This window comes from Hymenobacter jeongseonensis, assembly GCF_015694725.1.
Classification (GTDB): domain Bacteria; phylum Bacteroidota; class Bacteroidia; order Cytophagales; family Hymenobacteraceae; genus Hymenobacter; species Hymenobacter jeongseonensis.
The window spans coordinates 96,429-116,763 of sequence record NZ_JADQDQ010000003.1 but is presented as its reverse complement, the minus strand read 5'-3'; the positions used below and the strand labels follow the sequence as shown (position 1 = coordinate 116,763).

The 20,335-nt window shown below is 58.8% G+C and carries 15 protein-coding genes; 14 read left to right on the top strand and 1 reads right to left on the bottom strand.

The window, feature by feature from the left end; translation table 11 throughout:
• Window positions 1–80 precede the first annotated feature (80 nt).
• From menB to I2I05_RS07365, 14 genes are all read left to right on the top strand, one after another.
• A complete protein-coding gene (gene menB, locus I2I05_RS07430) occupies window positions 81–905 on the top strand; it encodes a 1,4-dihydroxy-2-naphthoyl-CoA synthase (RefSeq protein WP_196281609.1) in 825 nt (274 codons plus the stop codon).
• A gap of 104 nt (window positions 906–1,009) precedes the next feature.
• Entirely contained in the window at window positions 1,010–1,384 is a 375-nt protein-coding gene (locus I2I05_RS07425) for a DUF6370 family protein (protein WP_230688213.1), read from the top strand.
• 175 nt (window positions 1,385–1,559) lie between these two features.
• On the top strand, window positions 1,560–1,937 hold the full coding sequence (locus I2I05_RS07420) for a ribosomal maturation YjgA family protein (protein WP_196281608.1): 378 nt from the start codon (window positions 1,560–1,562) through the stop codon (window positions 1,935–1,937).
• Between the two features lie 139 nt (window positions 1,938–2,076).
• Window positions 2,077–2,688: a sigma-70 family RNA polymerase sigma factor gene (locus tag I2I05_RS07415; RefSeq protein ID WP_196281607.1), complete on the top strand. Its 612-nt coding sequence runs from the start codon at window positions 2,077–2,079 to the stop codon at window positions 2,686–2,688.
• A gap of 146 nt (window positions 2,689–2,834) precedes the next feature.
• The gene (locus tag I2I05_RS07410; RefSeq protein ID WP_196281606.1) at window positions 2,835–3,857 is read left to right on the top strand and encodes a FecR family protein; all 1,023 of its coding nucleotides are present in this window, start codon (window positions 2,835–2,837) and stop codon (window positions 3,855–3,857) included.
• Window positions 3,858–4,010: 153 nt separating this feature from the next.
• On the top strand, window positions 4,011–7,310 hold the full coding sequence (locus tag I2I05_RS07405) for a TonB-dependent receptor (RefSeq protein ID WP_196281605.1): 3,300 nt from the start codon (window positions 4,011–4,013) through the stop codon (window positions 7,308–7,310).
• A gap of 9 nt (window positions 7,311–7,319) precedes the next feature.
• The gene (locus I2I05_RS07400) at window positions 7,320–8,879 is read left to right on the top strand and encodes a RagB/SusD family nutrient uptake outer membrane protein (RefSeq protein WP_196281604.1); all 1,560 of its coding nucleotides are present in this window, start codon (window positions 7,320–7,322) and stop codon (window positions 8,877–8,879) included.
• Window positions 8,880–9,035: 156 nt separating this feature from the next.
• Window positions 9,036–10,409 carry a glucoamylase family protein gene (locus tag I2I05_RS07395; protein WP_196281603.1) on the top strand — a complete coding sequence of 458 codons (1,374 nt, stop codon included), beginning with the start codon at window positions 9,036–9,038 and terminating at the stop codon, window positions 10,407–10,409.
• A 139-nt stretch (window positions 10,410–10,548) separates the two neighbouring features.
• Complete coding sequence (locus I2I05_RS07390) at window positions 10,549–12,315, top strand: family 43 glycosylhydrolase (RefSeq protein ID WP_196281602.1); 1,767 nt, start codon at window positions 10,549–10,551, stop codon at window positions 12,313–12,315.
• 144 nt (window positions 12,316–12,459) lie between these two features.
• Entirely contained in the window at window positions 12,460–14,778 is a 2,319-nt protein-coding gene (gene bglX, locus I2I05_RS07385) for a beta-glucosidase BglX (protein ID WP_196281601.1), read from the top strand.
• A 150-nt stretch (window positions 14,779–14,928) separates the two neighbouring features.
• Window positions 14,929–15,378 carry a hypothetical protein gene (locus I2I05_RS07380; RefSeq protein ID WP_196281600.1) on the top strand — a complete coding sequence of 150 codons (450 nt, stop codon included), beginning with the start codon at window positions 14,929–14,931 and terminating at the stop codon, window positions 15,376–15,378.
• 62 nt (window positions 15,379–15,440) lie between these two features.
• Complete coding sequence (locus I2I05_RS07375; RefSeq protein WP_196281599.1) at window positions 15,441–17,192, top strand: DUF885 domain-containing protein; 1,752 nt, start codon at window positions 15,441–15,443, stop codon at window positions 17,190–17,192.
• 164 nt (window positions 17,193–17,356) lie between these two features.
• Window positions 17,357–17,929: a DUF7677 family protein gene (locus I2I05_RS07370; protein WP_196281598.1), complete on the top strand. Its 573-nt coding sequence runs from the start codon at window positions 17,357–17,359 to the stop codon at window positions 17,927–17,929.
• A 345-nt stretch (window positions 17,930–18,274) separates the two neighbouring features.
• A complete protein-coding gene (locus tag I2I05_RS07365) occupies window positions 18,275–19,402 on the top strand; it encodes an AMP-binding protein (protein ID WP_196281597.1) in 1,128 nt (375 codons plus the stop codon).
• Window positions 19,403–19,425: 23 nt separating this feature from the next.
• On the opposite strand, the gene I2I05_RS07360 is transcribed toward I2I05_RS07365, so the two are convergent.
• The gene (locus I2I05_RS07360; RefSeq protein ID WP_196281596.1) at window positions 19,426–20,127 is read right to left on the bottom strand and encodes a hypothetical protein; all 702 of its coding nucleotides are present in this window, start codon (window positions 20,125–20,127) and stop codon (window positions 19,426–19,428) included.
• Window positions 20,128–20,335: the final 208 nt, after the last annotated feature.

Genomic DNA, 20,335 nt, shown 5'->3' with positions numbered 1-20,335 from the left:
GGCTGCTTTCGTTTGCTTTCGTAACCCCAGCGGCGCGGACGTGATAAGATTCTTCGCTGCGCTCAGAATGACAACTTTCTATGTCCGAAACCATTCAGTGGAGCCCCATTAAGGAGTTCCGCGAAATTCTTTTCACGCAGCACGGCGGCATCGCCAAAATCAGCATCAACCGGCCGCAGGTGCACAACGCCTTCACGCCGCTCACGGTGCAGGAGATGATTGAGGCGATGAACATCTGCCGCGACCGCACCGACATCGGCGTCATCATCCTCACCGGCGAGGGCGGCCGGGCCTTTTGCTCAGGCGGCGACCAAAGCGTGCGCGGCCACGGCGGCTACGTGGGCGAAGACGCCATGCCCCGTCTCAACGTGCTCGATTTGCAGCGCATCATCCGCACCATTCCCAAGCCCGTGATTGCCATGGTGGCGGGCTGGGCCATCGGCGGCGGCCACGTGCTGCACGTGGTGTGCGACCTGAGCATTGCGGCCGACAACGCCCGCTTCGGCCAGACCGGCCCCAACGTGGGCTCGTTCGACGGCGGTTTTGGTGCTTCCTACCTCGCCCGCGTGGTGGGCCAGAAGAAAGCCCGCGAAATCTGGTTCCTCTGCGACCAGTACGACGCCCAGGAAGCCCTCGACATGGGCTTGGTAAACAAAGTGGTGCCGCTGGATAAGCTGGAAGAAACCACCGTGGCCTGGTGCCACAAGATTCTGCAGAAAAGCCCGCTTTCGCTGCGCATGCTCAAGTCGTCGTTCAATGCCGAGCTGGATGGGCAGGCGGGCATTCAGGAGCTGGCCGGCAATGCCACGCTGCTCTATTACCTCAGCGACGAGGCCAAGGAAGGCCGCAACGCCTACATGGAAAAGCGCCAGCCAGATTTCTCGAAGTTTCCAAAATTTCCGTAAGCGCGCCGGAATCCTTCAGCGGAGTGCGTCCCTGGCCCGTTTGGGGCGTTAAACCAATTGCACTGCGGCTTGCTCCTAGCTATGTTAAAACTGACTCCCGTTTTATGTCTTTCAACATAAAAATATTGCCTCTGCTATTTGTGCTTGGCTCCGGCGCTGCTGCGGGCACGGCGCAGGCTCAAACCGCCCCTGCTGTTGCGGCAGCTCCGGCCGACACGCTGCTGCTGGCAACTGCCTGCGGGCAGTGCCGGCTGGGACTGCCGGGCAAAGGATGTGACTTGGCGGTGCGTTTCCAGGGCCGGGCTTATTTTGTAACGGGCACCGGCATCGATTCCCACGGCGACGCGCACGCTCGCGACGGCTTCTGCAACGCCGTTCGCCAGGCCCGGGTGCGAGGCGCCGTGGTGAATAATCAATTTAAGGTGAGTTACTTTCAGTTAGTACCAGAGGCTCGCCCCCCACAAAAGCCCAAACCCTAGAAACTGGCTGGCAATACCACGCTGCTCTACTCTACTACCTCAGCGACGTGGCCAAGCAGCGTCCTGCGAAGCGCAGTCGAATTACTAAACTGCGTCGTTATCACAAAAGAGCCTGCGAAATCCGCAGGCTCTTTTGTGATAACGACAGCTGGTTTTCCCGCAATTCTTGGTGACTATGAAGTTTACTTTCCGCCGGGGTTATTTTCTGTTAACTGTTTTGCTGCTGCTGATTGAAGTCGTCATCGGTCTTTATGTTCACGACCGAATTATTCGCCCTTACGTCGGTGATTTATTGGTGGTGATGCTGGTGTACTGTTTTCTCAAAAGCTTTATCGCGAGCCCCACTCCTGTGTTGGCGGCCGTGGCGCTGGCCATTGCCTATTTGGTCGAAGCTTCCCAATATGTTGGATTGGTCAGGCAGTTGGGCCTGCAGGATTCCCGAGCGGCTCGCCTGATTCTGGGCAGTTCCTTCTCGTGGCTGGACATGCTCACTTACACGCTGGGCATTCTACTTGTGATTGGACTTGAAAAGCGTCGGGGAAATCTCCGATAAACAGTCAGCATCCTTATTTTTTTGAGTATTCAGCAGCGCTAGGCATCGAAATCTCAAACCCTCTGGCTGCTTTTCAACTTATGGTTACGGCTACAACAGAATCGGCCTGCTGACGTACTAGCACATTCATCCCCTGTTCATGAATCACCTTGGCAGCTCTGATTCCAAGCACTTGAAGCTTTATGCTGCCTGGGATGATGCTGCGCTGGCACGGGCCCTGCGCCAAGGCGATGAGCAGGCATTTGCAGAAATCTATTCCCGCTACGGCTTTCCGCTGCTGGAGCAAGCTTTTCGGAAAATCAATTCGCGGGAAGCAGCCGAAGAAATCGTCCAGGACCTGTTTGCGGCTCTGTGGCACAAGCGCGAAACGCTGGAGGTGCAAAAGCTGAAAGAGTACCTGGGAACTGCCGTTAAATACCGGGTAATTAACTTGATAAAAAGCCGCATGACCCACGCCGACTACCAGGCGTATTGCCGCGCCATGGCCAGCGAGACGGACCGAAGTACCGAGCAGAACCTCGCCGCCGCGGATTTGTCGACGGCATTGAAGGCGGGGCTCAGGCGTTTGTCAGGCCAGACCCAAGAAGTATTCCACCTCAGCCGCATGGAGCACCAATCGGTGCCCCAAATTGCCATGCGCCTGCGCCTGACACCCAAGGCAGTTGAGTATCATCTCACCCGCGCCCTAAAACATTTGCGCGTTTCGCTGAAAGAATTTCTGGTTCTAGCCGTTTTTCTGCTTCAAGTGTAAATACCTTATTATCAATATTAATAAGCTTGACCGGGGCTAATAAACTGCGTCGAGGTAAGTGCTGGATGATTTTAATATGGCAGGAGGCTTAGGGGTTTGCGGCCGGTAACTGACTATTAAGCCAGCACCCTTATGGTGGCCCCCATATGTCGCAAGCCGAATTCCATGCGCTGTTGAATCGCTACCAAACAGGCGACTGCACGCCCACGGAAAAACAGCGCATCGAGCACTGGTACCAAAGCCTCGGCTCGGAGCGGCAGCTGGGCCTCACCGCCGAAGAACAGGCCGAGCTGGTTGCCACGGTTTGGCAACGAATTGCCCAGCAAGCGGCAGACATTCCGCCCGTTTCGGCGGCCCGTACGTTGTGGCCCTCGGGCGGAGTTAAGTGGGCAGCAGCAGCCCTATTTGCGTTGGGAGTGGGCATTTTGGCACTCTTCAACGGTGGCGGCCCGGCAGCCACCATTGCTATTTGGCAATCAGCTACTGCGCCACGTAATGCCACTTGGGTTGTGGCGGCCAACCCCACTTCCCGTTCTGCCCGCGTGGCCTTGCCCGACGGCAGCATCATTACCCTGGCGCCGGCCAGTTCCCTGAAATACCCTCGCGCATTTTCCGGGGCGCAGCGGAAGGTCTACCTGACGGGCGAGGCATTTTTCGATGTTTTTCACGACGCGGCCCACCCCTTCCTGGTATACACCGACCAAGTGGTGACAACGGTATTGGGCACCAGCTTTCGGGTGCAGGCTTTTGCCGGGCAGTCCGAAGCCCAGGTGCAGGTGCGCACGGGCCGGGTGCGGGTGAGTCCGCGGGTTGCGGTGCCCGGTGCTGCCGCAGCCAGCCTGGTGGTGCTGCCCAACCAGCAGGCCGTCTACTCGGCCGGCCGCCAGCAGCTGCGCCGCGAGGTGATGGCCCAACCGGCGCTGCTTGCGCCCCAGCCATTTGTTTTCAACGACCGGCCGGTGGCAGAAATTCTGACGGCGCTCGAAAAAGCGTACGGCGTAGCCATTGAGTACGATGCGGCGGGCTTGCGCCACTGCACGCTCAACCTGAGGCTGGCCGACGAGCCGCTTTTCACCAAGCTGGATATCATCTGCGAGGCTTTGGGCGCATCCTATAAGCAGGCCGATGGCCGAATTTTATTCACCAGCCAACCCTGCGCGGCGGAGTAGCCGAGCAACCTTCTCCCCTTTTCATAAATGCTCTAAATTCCGCAATCGATTCCGGCTCCTGCTATGGCTGCTTCAGCGCACTCCGGTACATTGGACTTTCCGTTTGAGGCCCGCCGGCCAAGAGTGATTCCCACCCACCTTACCCATTTCCTTATGAACATTCGATTACAATTCCCGCCACTGCTGCCACGCTTCCGGCGCCTGGCACTGCTTCCGGCCCTGCTGCTGTGCCTGCTGGGCAGCATCACATCGGCGGCGGCCTCGGCAGCCCCGCCCGTTTTAGACCAGCTCATTACGCTGCAGGCAAAAGAGGAACGCATGGCCACCGTGCTGAGCAAGCTGGAAAACCAGGCCAATGTGCGCTTTCAGTACAGTCGGCAGCTCATCGGCGCCAACCGGCGCGTATCGGTGAATGCCGTGGGCCAGCCCTTGGCCCAGTTGCTGAGCCAATTGCTGGAGCCGCTGCAAATCAATTATAAGCTCATCAACGATGCCATCATTCTGCGGCCCGTGGCGGCGCCGGTGGCACCCGCGGCACCTGCCGATGCAACAGTCACCGGCCGGGTGGTGGACGAGAAAGGCGTGGGCTTGCCCGGCGTGAACGTCGTCATCAAAGGCGGCAGCAATGGCACCCAGACCGATATGGACGGCAAGTTCACCATCTCCGTGCCCGAGAACACCACGTTGGTGTTCTCATTTGTGGGCTACACCTCGCAGGAAGTGGTGGTGGGAACCCAAACGACCATCAACGTGGCGCTGGTGCCCGATGCCAAAGCCCTGAGCGAAGTAGTGGTGGTGGGCTACGGCACGCAGCGCCGCCAAGACCTGACCGGCGCAGTAGCCCGCGTAGACGGCGCCGAAATTGTGAACCAGCCGGTGCAAACGCCCACGCAAGCACTGCAGGGCAAGATTGCCGGCGTGCAAATCATTAGCGACGGCACGCCTAACTCGCAGCCCAAGGTGCGCATCCGGGGCACGGGCACGCTGCTTGGCGGCGCCGAGCCGTTGTACGTGGTAGATGGGGTGCAAACCACCGACATCCGCAACCTGAGCAATGCCGACATTGCGAGCATTGACGTGCTGAAAGATGCTTCGGCGGCCGCCATCTACGGCGTGCGCGGGGCCAATGGCGTGATTATCGTGACCACCAAAAAAGGCGCGCTGGGCAAGCCCATGCTGAGCTACAGCGGCACGGCCGGCTTCAAGCAAGCCGCCCGCCTAGTGGACATGGCCGATGCCACGCAGTACGTCAACTACCTCAAAGACACCTCGCCGTCTACGGTGATTCCGACCTTCACGGGTTCCACCGATTGGTACGACGAAATTTTGCAGCGCGGCACCTACCAAAACCACAACCTGGCGGTATCGGGCGCGACGGAAAGCGTGCGCTATTATTTCTCGGGCAATTTGCTGCAGGACGATGGCACGGTCATCAACAACAAGTTCAAGCGCCTGACGGTGCGCTCCAACACCTCGTTCAACCTGTCGGACAAGGTGACGATTAGCTCGCAGGCTTCGTTCAGCCACGCCGACACGCGCGACGTGAACATCGGCACGGCCTACGGCAACGCCTACCGCGCCGCCCCGATTATTCGAGCCAAAGAAAACGGCTTGTACGGCAACACCTCGGCCTTTGGCAACGTGGGCAACCCCGTGCTGAACATCGAGAAAAACGACAACAAATCCCTCGAAAACCGCTTGCAGGGCAACATCGGCATCGACCTGCGGCCGATAGAAGGCCTGACGTTGCGCTCGGCCATCAACGTGGACTTGAATTCCGACAACCGCCGCGTGTACGACTTCCAGTACCGCAACGACGGCAGCACGTTCATCACCACGGGCGGCAACCAACGCAACGACCGCAGCAACCTGGCCGTGACCCAAGTGGGCGCCTACCGCTACCTCTGGGAAAACACCGCCACCTACCAGCGCACTTTCAACGAGTTGCACAACCTGACGTTGCTGGTGGGCAACGTGGTGGAAGAAGGCTTGCGCAGCGAGTTTTCGGGCATCCGCAAAAACGTATCGGCCGACCCCGACCAGTGGTACCTGAACACCGGCGACCCCAACACGGCCGAAAACAACGCTTCGGCCGCCAAAGACCGGCGCTTGTCGCTGCTGGGCCGCATCAACTACGCTTACAACAACCGCTACCTGCTCACCACCAACCTGCGCTACGACGGCACGTCGAAGTTCAACCGCGACCAGCGCTTCGGCTTTTTCCCCTCATTGGGCCTGGGCTGGGTGGTTTCAGAAGAAAACTTCCTGAAAGACAACAGCACGCTGAATTTCCTGAAGCTGCGCGCCAGCTTCGGCCAGCTCGGCAACGACCAGATTCCGGCCGACTCCTATATTCTGACGGCGGACGCCAACATTCCCTACGTCATCAACGGGCAGCCGGTACTGGGCGCCGCCATTCGCCAGATTAAGGACCGCGACGTGCGCTGGGAAACCACCACGGAGTACGACGCCGCCATCGAGTTCGGCTTCCTCGACAACCGCCTGACCGGCGAGTTGACGTATTACGACAAGCGCACCTCCGATGCCCTGATTCCGGTGAACATTCCCGCCATCTTCGGCGACCCCGAAAACCAGTACATCACCAACGCGGCCGACATCACCAACCGCGGTGTAGAGGCGGCCCTCAACTGGCGCGCCGCCATTGGCAGCAGCCCCGACTGGACCTACAACATCGGCGCCAACGTGACCTTCAACAAGAACCGCATTGCCAACCTCAACGGCGGGCAGGCCTTGTTTGGCGGCACCAACCTGGTGACGCGGTCCGACAACGGCGTGGCGGCTGGCAGCTTCTTCCTGCTCGACGCCATTGGCGTGTACCAAACCGCCGACGAAATCGCCAGCTCGCCCACTTCCACCGTGGGGCCGCGCGAAATCGGCAGCTTGAAATACGCCGACATCAACGGCGACAACGTAATTGACCTCAAGGACCGCAGCTACTTCGGCTCGTACCAGCCGCCCGTGTACTTCGGCATCAACGGCGGGGTGAACTACCGCAACGTGGACTTCTCGTTTGTGTTTTCGGGCAACTTGAAGAACAAGGTGTACAACGCCAAAAAGCAGCTGCGCACCACCAACACCGACAACATCGAAGCCAGCTTCGCCAACGACCGGTGGACGGCCACCAACCCCTCGAACACCAACCCCAAGGCCCTGACCAACGGCATGCCGAACTCGACGTATTTCCTGGAGAAAGGCGACTACCTGCGCCTCACCAACCTGGTGGTGGGCTACACCTTGCCCACTGCCATTCTGGAAAAAGCGCGTCTGGCGTCGGTGCGCGTGTTTGCCGCCGCCCAAAACGTGTTCACGATTACCGATTACACCGGCTTTACGCCGGAGCTGGCCGGCGGCCCCCTCGATTCGGGCATCGAAGCCACCACCTACCCCACTAGCCGCACCATCACGCTGGGGCTGAACGTCAACTTTAAATAACGCACGCCGATGAAAACGTTTTTCTCCGCCTCCGCCTTTCCCCGCCGCGCCGGCACGGCCGCGCTGGCCCTAACCCTGGCCGTGGCCAGCGGCTGCAAAGATTTCCTGGATGTAGCGCCTCAGGGCCAGCTCAGCGAAGACGCCATTCGCCGGGACCCGGCGGCTGCCCAAAAGTTGGTTGACGGCGTGTACAACTCCATGTACCTCGGCGGCTTCGGTCCCGATGTGCACGGCTTGCAGTTCGTCATTCTCACCGACATTGCTTCGGATGATTCCGAAAAAGGCAGCACGCCGAACGACTACGGCGACGCCGCCCAGGTCGACAATTTCACGCTGACTTCGACCAACAGCAACATCAACAACGCCTGGAACGGCTACTACCAGGGCATTTCGCGTGCCAATCAGGCGCTGGATAAAATCCCGCTGAGCCCCGCCGAGGATGCCGTGAAAAACCGTTTGCTGGGGGAGGTTCGCTTTCTGCGCGGGTACTTCTATTTCAACATGGTGCGCCTGTTTGGGGGTGTGCCCAAGCTCGACCGCGTGCCGCTGGCGTCGGAAATCAACAGCCCCGAATTTCAGCAGCGGGCCACGGCCGAAGAAATCTACCAGTTCATCATCGACGACCTGCAATTTGGGGTTGACAACCTGCCCATCAAGGGTGCCACCGAAACCGGCCGCGCAACCAAAGCCGCCGCTCAGGGCATGCTGGCCAAGGTATATCTCTACCAGAAAAACTACCAGAAAGCATTTGAGCTGACCAACGAGATTATCCAGGGCACTTCGGGCGCCTACGCCCTCTACCCCACCTACGCCGATGTCTGGCGCGTGGTGGGCGCCAACAGCTCGGAATCGGTGTTTGAGGTGCAGACGGGCATCAACGCGGCGTGCAACAACTCGGCCGTGGAGCTGTACACCGTGAGCCAGGGCCCGCGCTCCGGCGGCCGCGGCGGCTGGGCCGACTTGGGCTTCGGCTTCAACACCCCCACCCAGCAGCTGGCCGATGCCTACGAGCCCAACGACGTGCGCCGGGCAGGCAGCATCATCTTCATTCAGCCCACGGCTCCGGCCGGGCAGCGCTCCACGGGCACGGTGCTCTGGGACGGCTTCCGCATTCCGAGCAAGGACTCGGTGGAGGGCTTGCGCTATAGCTACAAGGCCTACCACAGCCGCACCAAGGAACCGAACTGCGGCAACAACGACTTCCTGCCCAAGAACATCCGCATTCTGCGCTACGCCGAAGTGCTGCTCATCAATGCCGAAGCGGCCCTGCAACTGGGCAACACAGCCGCGGCCACGACCAGCCTGAACGCCGTGCGCACCCGCGCCGGCCTCGGCGCCAAGCCCGCCACGCTGGCTAACATCTGGCAGGAGCGCCGGGTAGAGCTGGCCCTGGAGCACGACCGTTTCTTCGACCTTGTGCGCCAAGAAAGCGTGCAGCCAGGCCGCATCGTGCCCATTTTCGCAGCGCAGGGCAAAACGTTCACCAAGGGCAAGAACGAGATTTACCCCATTCCGCAGCCGCAGATTGACCTGAGCGGCGGCCGCCTAACGCAGAACCCCGGTTATTAAGCCGTTGGAATTTCCTGAATTAAAAAGACCGTCATGCTGAGCGCAGTCGAAGCATCTCGCGTGTGGCAGTAACTCAATCGTTGCAAAGGCATTAGTTAGCTAATGCACGCGAGATGCTTCGGCTGCGCTCAGCATGACGGTCTCTATATGATTCTTATGAGCACCAAACCCTTACTTCTCCTGCTGCTATTATTGCCTGGCTTGCTCCAGGCCCAGCCGAAGCCCGCACCTAAAAAAGCCCCGGTCAAGAAGGTGGCCTTCGACGCCACCAAGCGGCCCCGCAACCTCACCGACGACCAGCTGCTGGACCTGGTGCAGAAGCAGACGTTCCGGTATTTCTGGGACTTTGGGCACCCGGTATCGGGCATGTCGCGCGAGCGCAGCAACGTGGCCTATGATTATGGCAACGAGGTGGTGACCACCGGCGGCACCGGCTTCGGCATCATGGCCATCATCGTGGCCGCCGACCGCAAGTGGATAACCCGCGAGCAGGCCGCCACGCGCATCTACAAAATCGTGCGGTTTTTGGAGAAAGCCGACCAGTTCCACGGCGTGTTCCCGCACTGGATGGACGGAGCTACGGGCAAGGTCATTCGCTTTGGCGCCAAGGACGACGGGGGTGACATTGTGGAAACGTCATTCCTGATGGAAGGCCTGATTTGTGCCCGCCAGTACTTCACCGGCGATACGCCCATTGAGCGCGACGTGCGCAACCACATTCTCTGGATGTGGGAAAACGTGGAGTGGAACTGGCAAACCCAGGGCGGCCAAAACGTGCTGTACTGGCACTGGAGCCCCAACAACGGCTGGAGCATGAACCACCAGATTCACGGCTGGAACGAGTGCCTGATTACCTACGTGCTGGCCGCGTCTTCGCCCAAATACGCCATCGAAAAACCGGTGTACGACCAAGGCTGGGCCGTGGGGCCGGAGTTTAAAAACGGCAAGGAGTACTATGGCGTCAAGCTGCCGCTGGGCCCGGACTTGGGCGGACCGCTGTTTTTCACGCACTATTCTTTTCTGGGCATCAACCCCCACGGCCTCAAAGACCAGTACGCCGACTACTGGCAGCAAAACCAGAACCACACGCTCATCAACTACGCCTACTGCGTAGACAACCCCAAGAAGTACAAAGGCTACGGCCCCAATAACTGGGGCCTGACGGCTTCCGACAGCCACAAAGGCTATGCCGCGCACAATCCCAAAGAAGATTTGGGCGTGATTTCGCCTACCGCCGCGCTTTCGGCCTTCCCCTACACGCCGGAGCACTCGATGCGTGCGCTGAAGCACTTTTACTACGACTTAGGCGACAAAATCTGGGGCGAGTACGGCTTCGTTGATGGCTTCAGCGAGCAGCACAACTGGTACGCCAAATCTTACCTCGCCATCGACCAGGGCCCCATTGTGGGCATGATAGAAAACCACCGCACGGGCCTGCTTTGGAAGCTGTTCATGAGCTCCCCCGACGTGCAGCGCGGCATGACCAAGCTGGGTTTTGAAAGCCCGATGCTTAAGCCGGTTACCAAATGAGCCTAATTTTCAAACGTCATGCAGAGCGGAGCGAAGCATCTCGCGTGCATTGCTAAATCAATCGTTGCAACAGCTTTGATTACTACCACAAGCGAGATGCTTCGCTCCGCTCTGCATGACGTTCATTTTTAATTCCATTATGCTCAGAAGCATCTGTTTCTTCTGTCTTCTTACGCTGCTGAGCCTTTCCACCCAGGCGCAGCCCAAAACCACTACGTCCACCCCGCTCCGTACCTACTGCAATCCGCTGAACCTGGATTACGGCTACACGCCCATCCCGGAGTTCGCCACCGCCGGCCGGCACCGCGCCACCGCCGACCCGGTTATCACGCTGTATAAAGGCGACTATTACCTGTTTTCGACCAACCAGTGGGGCTATTGGCACAGCAAGGATTTATCGAACTGGCAGTTCGTGTCCCGCTCCTTTCTCAAGCCCCAGCACAAGGTATATGACGACCTGTGCGCGCCGGCCGTGTTTGTACTCGGCGACACGCTGCTGGTATTTGGCTCGACGCACAACAAGGATTTTCCGATTTGGATGAGCACCAACCCCAAGGCCAACGAGTGGAAAGAGGCCGTGGAGCCGTTCCAAATCGGCGCCTGGGACCCCGCCTTTTTCCTCGATACCGACGGAAAGCTTTACCTCTATTGGGGCAGCAGCAACGAATTCCCGCTCTACGGCCAGCAGATTAGCCGCAAAACCTTTCAGCCCATCGGGCAGCCCAAGGAGATGTTTGGGCTCAACGACAAGCAGTTCGGCTGGCAGCGCTTTGGCGAATACCTGGACAACACCTTCCTCGACCCGTTCATGGAAGGCGCCTGGATGACCAAGTACGCCGGCAAGTACTACCTCCAATACGGCGCGCCCGGCACCGAATTCAGCGGCTATGCCGATGGCGTGCAGGTGGCCGACCAGCCGCTCGGGCCATTCACGCCGCAGCCGCATAACCCCTTTGCCTACAAGCCCGGCGGCTTTGCGCGGGGCGCCGGCCACGGCAACACCTTTCAGGACGTGTGGAACAGCTGGTGGCACGTTTCGACGGTGGTTCTTTCCAGCAAAAACAACTTCGAGCGCCGCCTGGGCCTGTGGCCCGCCGGCTTCGACGCCGACGGCACGCTCTACACCAACACTACTTTCGGAGACTATCCACACTACCTGCCCAACGGCCCGGCCGACCACGCCAAGAGCAAGTTCACGGGCTGGATGCTGCTCAACTACCAGCGCCCGGTGCAGGTGTCGAGCACGCTCGGCGGCAACCTGCCCAACTACGCCGTCGACGAAAACATCAAGACCTATTGGAGCGCCGCCACTAGCAACCCCGGCGAGTTCATTCAGACCGACCTCGGCAGCGTGAGCACCGTGCGGGCCATCCAAATCAACTACGCCGACCAAGACGCCGAATTTCTGGGCAAATCCAAAGGCGTCTATCACCAATACAAGCTCTACAGCTCACTGGATGGCAAAATCTGGAAGCTATTAGTAGATAAAAGCCGAAACAAAACTGACGTCCCGCACGACTATATCGAACTGCCCGCGCCCGTAAAAACTCGCTTCATCAAGCTTGAAAACGTGCACATGCCCACCGGCAAATTTGCCCTCAGCGGCTTGCGCATCTTCGGGCTTGGCAGTGGCACGAAGCCTGCGTCCGTCAAAAATTTCGTGGTGCTGCGCACTGAAAAAGACAAGCGCAGCGCCTGGCTAAAATGGGCTCCAGTAGCCAATGCCTACGCCTACAACATCTACACTGGCCTTGCCCCCGACAAGCTCTACAGCTGCATCATGGTACACGGCGCCAACGAGTATTACTTCAAAGGCATGGACAAAGACCGGCCCTATTATTTCACCATCGAAGCCATCAACGAAAACGGGGTCTCAACCCGCACGCCGGTAGCGCTGGCGAAGTAAAAATCGAAAAACACCTACACGTCATGCAGAGCGCAGCGAAGCATCTCGCGGGCCACCACTAATTAGTTAGAGCACGCGAGATGCTTCGCTGCGCTCTGCATGACGTTATTTCCTTTCCGACCTTCCGCTTACTCTCAGCTCCCTATGAAGTCACTTTCGCTCACTGCTGCTCTCGCATTTGGCCTCGCCATCTCCCCTGCTGCCCAGGCCCAAAAGAAGCCCGTTCCCGCCTCCAATTCCACCGACCAAAAGATGAAAGCTTTCATCGACGACTTGATGGGCAAGATGACGCAGGACGAAAAAATCGGCCAGCTGAATCTGGTTTCGGTGGGGTTCGACGTGACCGGGCCGGTGGTGAGCAAGGACGTGGACGCCAACATTCGCAAGGGCTTGGTGGGCGGCGTGTTCAACACCTTCACCCCCATCGCCGTGCGTAAGCTGCAGGAAATAGCCCTGAAGGAGTCACGGCTGCACATTCCGCTCATGTTTGGGTACGATGTCATTCACGGGCACCGCACCATTTTCCCCATTCCGCTGGGCCTTTCGGCCAGTTGGGACATGGCCGCCGTGGAACAGAGCGCCCGCATCGCGGCTGAAGAATCGACGGCTGATGGCCTCAACTGGGTGTTTTCGCCCATGGTCGACATTGCGCGTGATGCCCGCTGGGGCCGCATTGCCGAAGGCGCCGGCGAAGACCCCTACCTGGGCTCCAGCATTGCCCGCGCCATGGTGCGCGGCTACCAAGGCCCCGGCAACGACCTCACCAAAGACAACTCGGTGATGGCCTGCCTAAAGCACTTTGCCCTCTACGGCGCCGCCGAAGCCGGCCGCGACTACAACACCACCGACATGAGCCGGCAGCGTATGTACAACGAATACATGCCGCCCTACAAAGCGGCCATCGACGCCGGCGTGGCCTCGGTCATGTCGTCCTTCAACGACATCAACGGCGTACCCGCCACCGGCAACAAATGGCTGATGACGGACCTGCTGCGCCGCCAGTGGGGTTTTAAAGGATTCGTGGTAACGGACTACACGGCCATCAACGAAATGGTGGCGCACGGCGTGGGCAACGACGCCCAGGTGTCGGCCCTATCGCTGAATGCGGGCGTGGACCAGGACATGGTGGGCGAGATTTTCCTGAAAAATGTGGCCCAGAACATAAAGTCCGGGGCCGTGAGCAAGGCCCAGCTCGATGCCGCCTGCCGCCGCATATTGGAGGCCAAATACCGGCTGGGCTTGTTCCAGAGCCCCTACCGCAACGTGACCCAGGAACGCGCCACCAGCACCCTAATGAAGCCCGAATTCATTGCCGCAGCCCGCGACATTGCCCGCAAAAGCCTGGTGCTGCTGAAGAACGAGCGCAACGCTCTTCCCCTGAAAAAGACTGGCTCGGTGGCTCTCATCGGCCCGCTGGCCAACCGCCAGCGCGACGTGATTGGCAACTGGAGCGGCGCCGGCGACTGGAAACAGGCCGTGTCGGTAGAGCAAGGCCTGCGCGCCGCTGCCCCCGGCCTGAAAATCACCTACGCCAAGGGTGCCAACATCGCCGACGATGCCCAGATGCTGGAGCGCCTAAATGCCCACGGCGGCGAGTTGGAGCTAGACAAACGCTCTTCGGAAGAGATGATTCGCGAAGCCGTGCAAGTGGCCCAGGGCGCCGACGTGGTGGTGGCCGTGGTGGGCGAGAGCCAGGGCATGACCGGCGAAGCCGCCAGCCGCGCCGACATCGGCCTGCCCGGCCAGCAGCTCGAGTTGCTCAAGGCGCTGAAGAAAACCGGCAAACCGCTGGTGCTGGTGCTCATGAATGGCCGGCCGCTTACCCTAAGCTGGGAAAACCAGAACGCCGACGCCATCCTCGAAACATGGTTTGCGGGCACGCAGGCGGGCCACGCCATCGCCGATGTGCTCTTTGGAGCCTACAATCCGTCGGGCAAAATCACGGCTACTTTTCCGCAGGTGGTGGGCCAGGTGCCGCTCTACTACAACCACAAGAGCACCGGGCGGCCTTACGCTGGTACCGACAAGCTCGACAAGTACAAGTCGCGCTACCTCGACGTGAGCAACGAGCCGCTCTACCCCTTCGGCTTCGGCCTGAGCTACACTACGTTCAGCTACGGCAAGCCTACGCTCAGCAAAACCATGATTTCGCCCACCGAAACCTTGGAAGTAAAAGTGACCGTGCAGAATACCGGCCAGTTTGACGGCGAGGAAGTGGCTCAGCTTTATATCCGCGACGTGGTGGGCTCCATCAGCCGCCCCGTCAAGGAATTGAAGGGTTTCCAGAAGGTGATGCTGAAGAAAGGCGAAAGCAAAACCCTCACCTTCCGCATCGCGCCCAACGACCTGAAGTTCTACAACAACGACCTGAATTTTGTAGCCGAACCCGGCGATTTCAAGGTATTTGTGGGAGGCAACTCGCGCGACGTGCAAGAGGCTAGTTTCAAGTTGGCCGACCGGTAGCGCCGGACGCGTTCAATTCACCTGCCAGGCTCTTTGAATACCTGTTTGGGCCGCTGAGATTTTATCGCCCGCTAATCCTTCCGCCAGCGGCAAAATAACGAGTCGCCTTAAGTTTAGCCGTTTAACTTAGGCCTCCTTGTTTTGCCTGCTATGACGGATGCCGACTTTCGCCGCACCATTCGCCGCCTTCGGTGGCAGCACTGGTTGCATTACCCGGTGCAGGGCCTCGTGATGGGGGCCGTGGTGCTGCTGGCCGGTCCCCGAACCGCGGTGGGCCCCACGCTGGAACCCCGCCTGGCTACCTGGCCCGTGCTGCTGCTACTCGTCGCGCTTTTGCTCGCGGCAGGGCTGGTTCTCTATGCCTTTTACCGGCGCATGCAGCCCAACTTGCGGCGCCCGCCCGAGGGCAACCTGCGCTTTTACCAGGGCCGAATCTTCCTACGCAACAGCTTGCTGGCGCTCGTGCCACTGCCCTTGCTGGCCTCCTACGTACTCACCCACAAGCCCTTCGACCTCATCGCCGCTGGGGCGATGCTCGTGGCCTTGTGCTGGCGCCTAACGCCCACCGCCGTCACTTATCAGCGCTGGCTGCTTAGCTAACGTTTCTTTGTCGGCCGCACCGGCTAGCTGCCGATTTCCTACCCAGCTTTACAGCAATACCCATGAAACCTTTTTTACTGCTGACTTTGGCTTTTTTTCTGCTCGCGCCGGGGGTTTGGGCGCAGCAGCCGGCAGTCCAGAAAGACATTGCGGGGGCGCTGAGCAGCATCCGGGAGTTTGAGGCCCAGGCGCGCAAGCGCGACAGCAGCAGTGCCCACCCGCTGGGCTCTTTTAAGGAGAGTGATTTCGCGGCGCGGCACGTCTTCTTCAAAAAAATTGACGCCAGTCTGAAGGCGATAAACCCGAAGACGCTGTCGTTTCAGGATGAAATCAACCTGGAATTATTGAGCCATGAAGTGCAGGACGAATTGGCTGATTATGAATACAAATCTTATCTAAATCCGCTGCTCACGGATGCGGGGTTTCACGCCCGGTTGGCTGCGCGGGGCAATGCCAACATCAATTCCAAAAAAGACGCCGAGCAGTACCTGTTGCTGCTAAAAGACATTCCGCGGTTTGTGAATGAAAACGTACAATTGATGCGCGCCGGACTGGCCGTGGGCATCAGTCAACCGAAGGAAGTTATGCTCGGCTACGAGTCGAGCTACGCCCAACACGTGGTGGATGCGCCAGAAAAATCGGTTTTCTGGAAGCCCTTTATCAAAAAGCCGGCGGCCATCGGCGAGGCAGATTGGACGGCCCTGCAAGCGCAAGCCAAGGCGGTGATTACCAAAGATGTCATCAGCAGCTACCAAAAAATCAAGGTGTTTTTTGACCAGGAATACCTGCCAAAGGCCCGCACCACGCTGGGCGCCAATCAGTTTCCCAACGGGCCGGCGTACTACGAAAACCGAGTGCGCCACTACACCACCACGGCCCTCAGCTCGGAGCAAGTGTACCAGCTTGGGCTGGTGGAAGTAGCCCGCATCAGAGCCGAAATGGAGCAGGTGATTCAGGAAGTGAAATTCAAAGGCAGCTTCCAGGAGTTCATCTATTTTTTGCGTAACGACCCGCAATTCCACCCCAAAACCGGCGATGAGCTGCTGAAGGAAGCCGCCTACATCGCCATGACCATTGAAGGCAAGCTGCCCGCGCTATTTGGGCGGCTGCCGCGCCAGCCGTTTACGGTGGTGCCGGTGCCCGAATACCTAGCGCCGAATTACACCTCCGGCCGCTATTCGGGGGCGCCGATTGCGGGCAAGCGGGCGGGCGAGTATTGGGTGAACACCTTCAATCTGCCCAGCCGGACGCTCTACACGCTCGAGGCCCTGACGCTGCACGAGGCCGTGCCCGGCCACCACTTGCAGCAGGCCCTCACGCAGGAGCTGACCACGCTGCCCGAGTTCCGGCGGCGCCTTTACATCAATGCATTTGGCGAAGGCTGGGGCTTGTACAGCGAGTACCTGGGGCACGAAATGGGCCTGTACAAGAGTCCATACAGTATGTTTGGCCGGCTGACGTATGAGATGTGGCGGGCCTGCCGGCTGGTGATTGACGTGGGCATTCACGCCAAGGGCTGGACGCGGGAGCAAGCCGTGCGCTACCTGGCCGACAACACGGCGCTTTCGTTGCACGAGGTGAACACCGAAGTAGACCGCTACATTCTGTGGCCGGGGCAGGCGCTGGCCTACAAAATGGGCGAGCTGAAAATCAAGGAAATGCGGAAGAAAGCTGAAGCGGCTTTAAAGGAAAAGTTTGACGTCCGCGCTTTTCACGACATGGTGCTTTCCAACGGCACCGTCACGCTCTCAATACTGGAGAAAATGACGGACCGATTTATTGCAGAACAGCTAAAGAAGAGAAAGAAATCGTAGAGCAACTATAGGGCCTGCGCAGCCAAACCGTTGACATCGCGTAGCAGTTGCGTAATCCCACCCTATTTGGCTTGTTTTAAGCTATCGAGTGGCTTACTATGGATGGATTACCGCTACTTGCAGTGCCGCTGAGTAGCGGTAATCGAAATGTTAGCACCCATTTTATGCCCGTATTATCAATTAGACAGAAATCAAGTGTTAGGCATTTCATTTACTACCTAGTGAATGGAACACTTGACTTCGATTTAGTAGAACAAACATTTGACGGACAATACCATGAGGTATTAAAAAATGAGCCTGAATTATTTTATAAAACTGCTTGTGTTTTTATTAATCAAGAAACAGCCCAAAATCTTGATTGGCCCAACGTCAAAAAATTAGGAAAATTTATTTGTAGTTTATATAAACAGGATAAAGAACTTTCAACGTTTGAGAGTTGGGAGACAAATTACGTAGCGACTGTTCCAGGCTATTCGAGCGATTTTAAGTTGTTTACAGAATGGCTTATTAAAACAGAAGTTGTCAAAGGAATTTCTTACAAGCATTACATTAGCGAGGGAGCGAGTTTTGCTGAACAGTGTTTTGCGATTTGGACAAATGTTGTTGAATTTAACGACAACAAGGTTAGCAACTCTGAATTTGCAAGAGAAAGAGTAATACGATATATAAAGTCATATTATTTAGAGGGATTTATAGACGATTTAGAAGACTGGGAATTCGAACTGCATATGGAGTAAAAACGGCGGCTAACATTGTGTTTATAAAATTATAGCTGGACGTTAAGCACTCGGTTTTTAAATCGCTATTTTACTTTTGTGTTTAATTGAAACTGACATTTTTCAAATATCACAACTTTATAAAGGAGCTATTTGGGAAGTACGCCTAATAAAACAGGGCGTCATGCTGAGCTTGCCGAAGCATCTCTACCGCGCAACTAATTCAATTTAGTATTGCGTTAGAGATGCTTCGGCAAGCTCAGCATGACGTGCGGAGACTTATTAAACAGGTTCAAACACAGAAAACGTTACCTAAACAGTAAAGCGTATCCTTTACGTAAGAACCCGGGCCGCTAGCTTTGCGTCATGCCTGCTTCCCTTCCTACGTCCCTCCTCCTCAACGGCCGCGAGTTTACCTACGCCGCCATTCGGCAATACCCGGCCCAGCTCGCGGTGCCCGTGAATGGCTACGAGGCCAAGGTGCTGGACTTGGTGCGGCAGTGGCTGAACGGCACCCAGGAATTTGGGCTCACCACCTCCGGCTCCACGGGCGCGCCGCAGCCCATTGCCCTGCGGCGACGGCAGCTGGAAGCCTCGGCCGCCCGCACGGGCGACTTCTTCGACCTCGGCCCCGGCGACCGGGCACTGGTGTGCCTGAACTGCGAGTACATCGGCGGGATGATGATGCTGGTGCGCGGCCTGGAACGCAACATGCACCTGACCATTGTGGAGCCCCAGGCCAACCCGTTTGCACTGGTGGCCGCGGACGCAGAGTTTGACTTTGCGGCATTTGTGCCCTTGCAGCTCAAAGCCGTGCTGGCGGCCGGCCTGGCCCCGCGCCTCAACGCCATGAAAGCCATTTTGGTAGGCGGGGCACCTGCCGACACGAGCCTGCAACAGGAGCTGCAACCGCTGCGGGTGCCGGTGTACCTCACCTACGGCATGACCGAAACCTGCTCGCACGTGGCCCTGCGCCGCCTCAACGGGCCCGAGGCCAGTTCCAGTTTCCGGGTGTTCAGCGGCATTGCGGCGGGGCAGGACGAGCGGGGCTGCCTGACCCTGCGCGGCGACGTTACCGACGACCAACTCATCATCACCAACGACCAGGTGAATCTGCTCGATGCCCATACGTTTGAGTGGCTGGGCCGGGCCGATTTTGTGATAAATTCCGGCGGCGTGAAGGTGCCCGCCGAGAAAGTAGAGCTGGTGCTCGACGTAGCGCTGGCCGAGCTGGGCGCGTCGCGCCGCTGCTTTGTGGCCGGCCAGCCCGATGAACGGCTGGGGCAGGCGGTGACGGCTTTTATCGAAGGCCCGGCGCTCAGCCCCGACCTGGAGGCGCAGCTACAAACGCTCCTGACCACCCGGCTGGGCCGCTACGAGTGGCCCCGGCAGCTGCGCTACGTGCCCGAGTTCCACACCACCGCCACCGGCAAGCTGGACCGGGCGGGCACGCTGCGGCAACTAAAAGAATTCACGGGCAGCGCCAATTTATAGCCCACGCCCACCAGTTACCTGGCTTAACTCTCGCGCAGGCCTTCCTGCGTGAACAGCCGCTGCTTGCCCCGCACCACCTTTATCAAGTCGCCCAGAAAGAGCTTGGCGCGCACGTAAAAAACCGGGCCGTTGAGCTCGCGCTGGATGGGCGGGGCCACCAGTACCGGCTGCCGCCAGCCCGCCCCCGCCCCAAAGCCGGCCCAGCGAAATATTCTGACATGCGCCGCAAAAGAGGGCTCGACCACGCCCATAAAATCCCGGGGGGTTTTGAAAGAGCTGCCTTCCGGCGTTGCATAAAGCACATACGCCGAGCCCATGCCCAGTTGCAGGTTGGTGCTCAGCTCCCAGCGCGGGGTTTCGAGCAGTACGTATTCTCCGTAGCCCGCCAGGTAGCGAAAACGCAGCTCGGCCAGGGCATTGGGGGCGGCGTTTTCGGGGCGGGCCTGCCGGGTGGGCACGCCGGTGCTGAGGAAGTAGATGGCCGCGCCGGTACGTAAGCGGTTTTTGAACTCCACGCCCAGTTTCAGGCCGTTGATGGTGGTGAAATGGTAGTTCAGGATGGCATAGCGCGAGTCGTACTGCACCACTAAGCGCCGGTGGTCCAGGCGGGGCACGGCCCGGCGGCCCACGGCGGTGTCGGGCGGGGCCGGGGCTTGCGGTGGGGCGGCCGCGCTGGCTTGCGCCAGCAGCAGCAGTCCGACCAATATCGGTAGCGGGGATGCCATTATGGGCGGAGTACGTAGGAACGGCAGGCCAGCGTTGCTCCCTGCCGCATCACAACCGGCGCCCGGGCGCAGAGGTTTGGCCCCGCAGCTGGCGTTAGCGCCAATCCTTCGCCTTGCGCAGCAGCGCGGGCCGGTCTTCAATACCTCCGGCCCGTGCCCTTACGTGGGCCGTCGCAATTTCATGCTGCTGACAATCCGGTTCATCCGT

Excerpts from the sequence above, each read along its gene's own strand:
- menB (WP_196281609.1), top strand. The coding sequence starts at position 81 with ATGTCCGAAACCATTCAGTGGAGCCCCATTAAGGAGTTCCGCGAAATT.
- I2I05_RS07425 (WP_230688213.1), top strand. The coding sequence starts at position 1,010 with ATGTCTTTCAACATAAAAATATTGCCTCTGCTATTTGTGCTTGGCTCC.
- I2I05_RS07420 (WP_196281608.1), top strand. The coding sequence starts at position 1,560 with ATGAAGTTTACTTTCCGCCGGGGTTATTTTCTGTTAACTGTTTTGCTG.
- I2I05_RS07415 (WP_196281607.1), top strand. The coding sequence starts at position 2,077 with ATGAATCACCTTGGCAGCTCTGATTCCAAGCACTTGAAGCTTTATGCT.
- I2I05_RS07410 (WP_196281606.1), top strand. The coding sequence starts at position 2,835 with ATGTCGCAAGCCGAATTCCATGCGCTGTTGAATCGCTACCAAACAGGC.
- I2I05_RS07405 (WP_196281605.1), top strand. The coding sequence starts at position 4,011 with ATGAACATTCGATTACAATTCCCGCCACTGCTGCCACGCTTCCGGCGC.
- I2I05_RS07400 (WP_196281604.1), top strand. The coding sequence starts at position 7,320 with ATGAAAACGTTTTTCTCCGCCTCCGCCTTTCCCCGCCGCGCCGGCACG.
- I2I05_RS07395 (WP_196281603.1), top strand. The coding sequence starts at position 9,036 with ATGAGCACCAAACCCTTACTTCTCCTGCTGCTATTATTGCCTGGCTTG.
- I2I05_RS07390 (WP_196281602.1), top strand. The coding sequence starts at position 10,549 with ATGCTCAGAAGCATCTGTTTCTTCTGTCTTCTTACGCTGCTGAGCCTT.
- bglX (WP_196281601.1), top strand. The coding sequence starts at position 12,460 with ATGAAGTCACTTTCGCTCACTGCTGCTCTCGCATTTGGCCTCGCCATC.
- I2I05_RS07380 (WP_196281600.1), top strand. The coding sequence starts at position 14,929 with ATGACGGATGCCGACTTTCGCCGCACCATTCGCCGCCTTCGGTGGCAG.
- I2I05_RS07375 (WP_196281599.1), top strand. The coding sequence starts at position 15,441 with ATGAAACCTTTTTTACTGCTGACTTTGGCTTTTTTTCTGCTCGCGCCG.
- I2I05_RS07370 (WP_196281598.1), top strand. The coding sequence starts at position 17,357 with ATGCCCGTATTATCAATTAGACAGAAATCAAGTGTTAGGCATTTCATT.
- I2I05_RS07365 (WP_196281597.1), top strand. The coding sequence starts at position 18,275 with ATGCCTGCTTCCCTTCCTACGTCCCTCCTCCTCAACGGCCGCGAGTTT.
- I2I05_RS07360 (WP_196281596.1), bottom strand. The coding sequence starts at position 20,127 with ATGGCATCCCCGCTACCGATATTGGTCGGACTGCTGCTGCTGGCGCAA.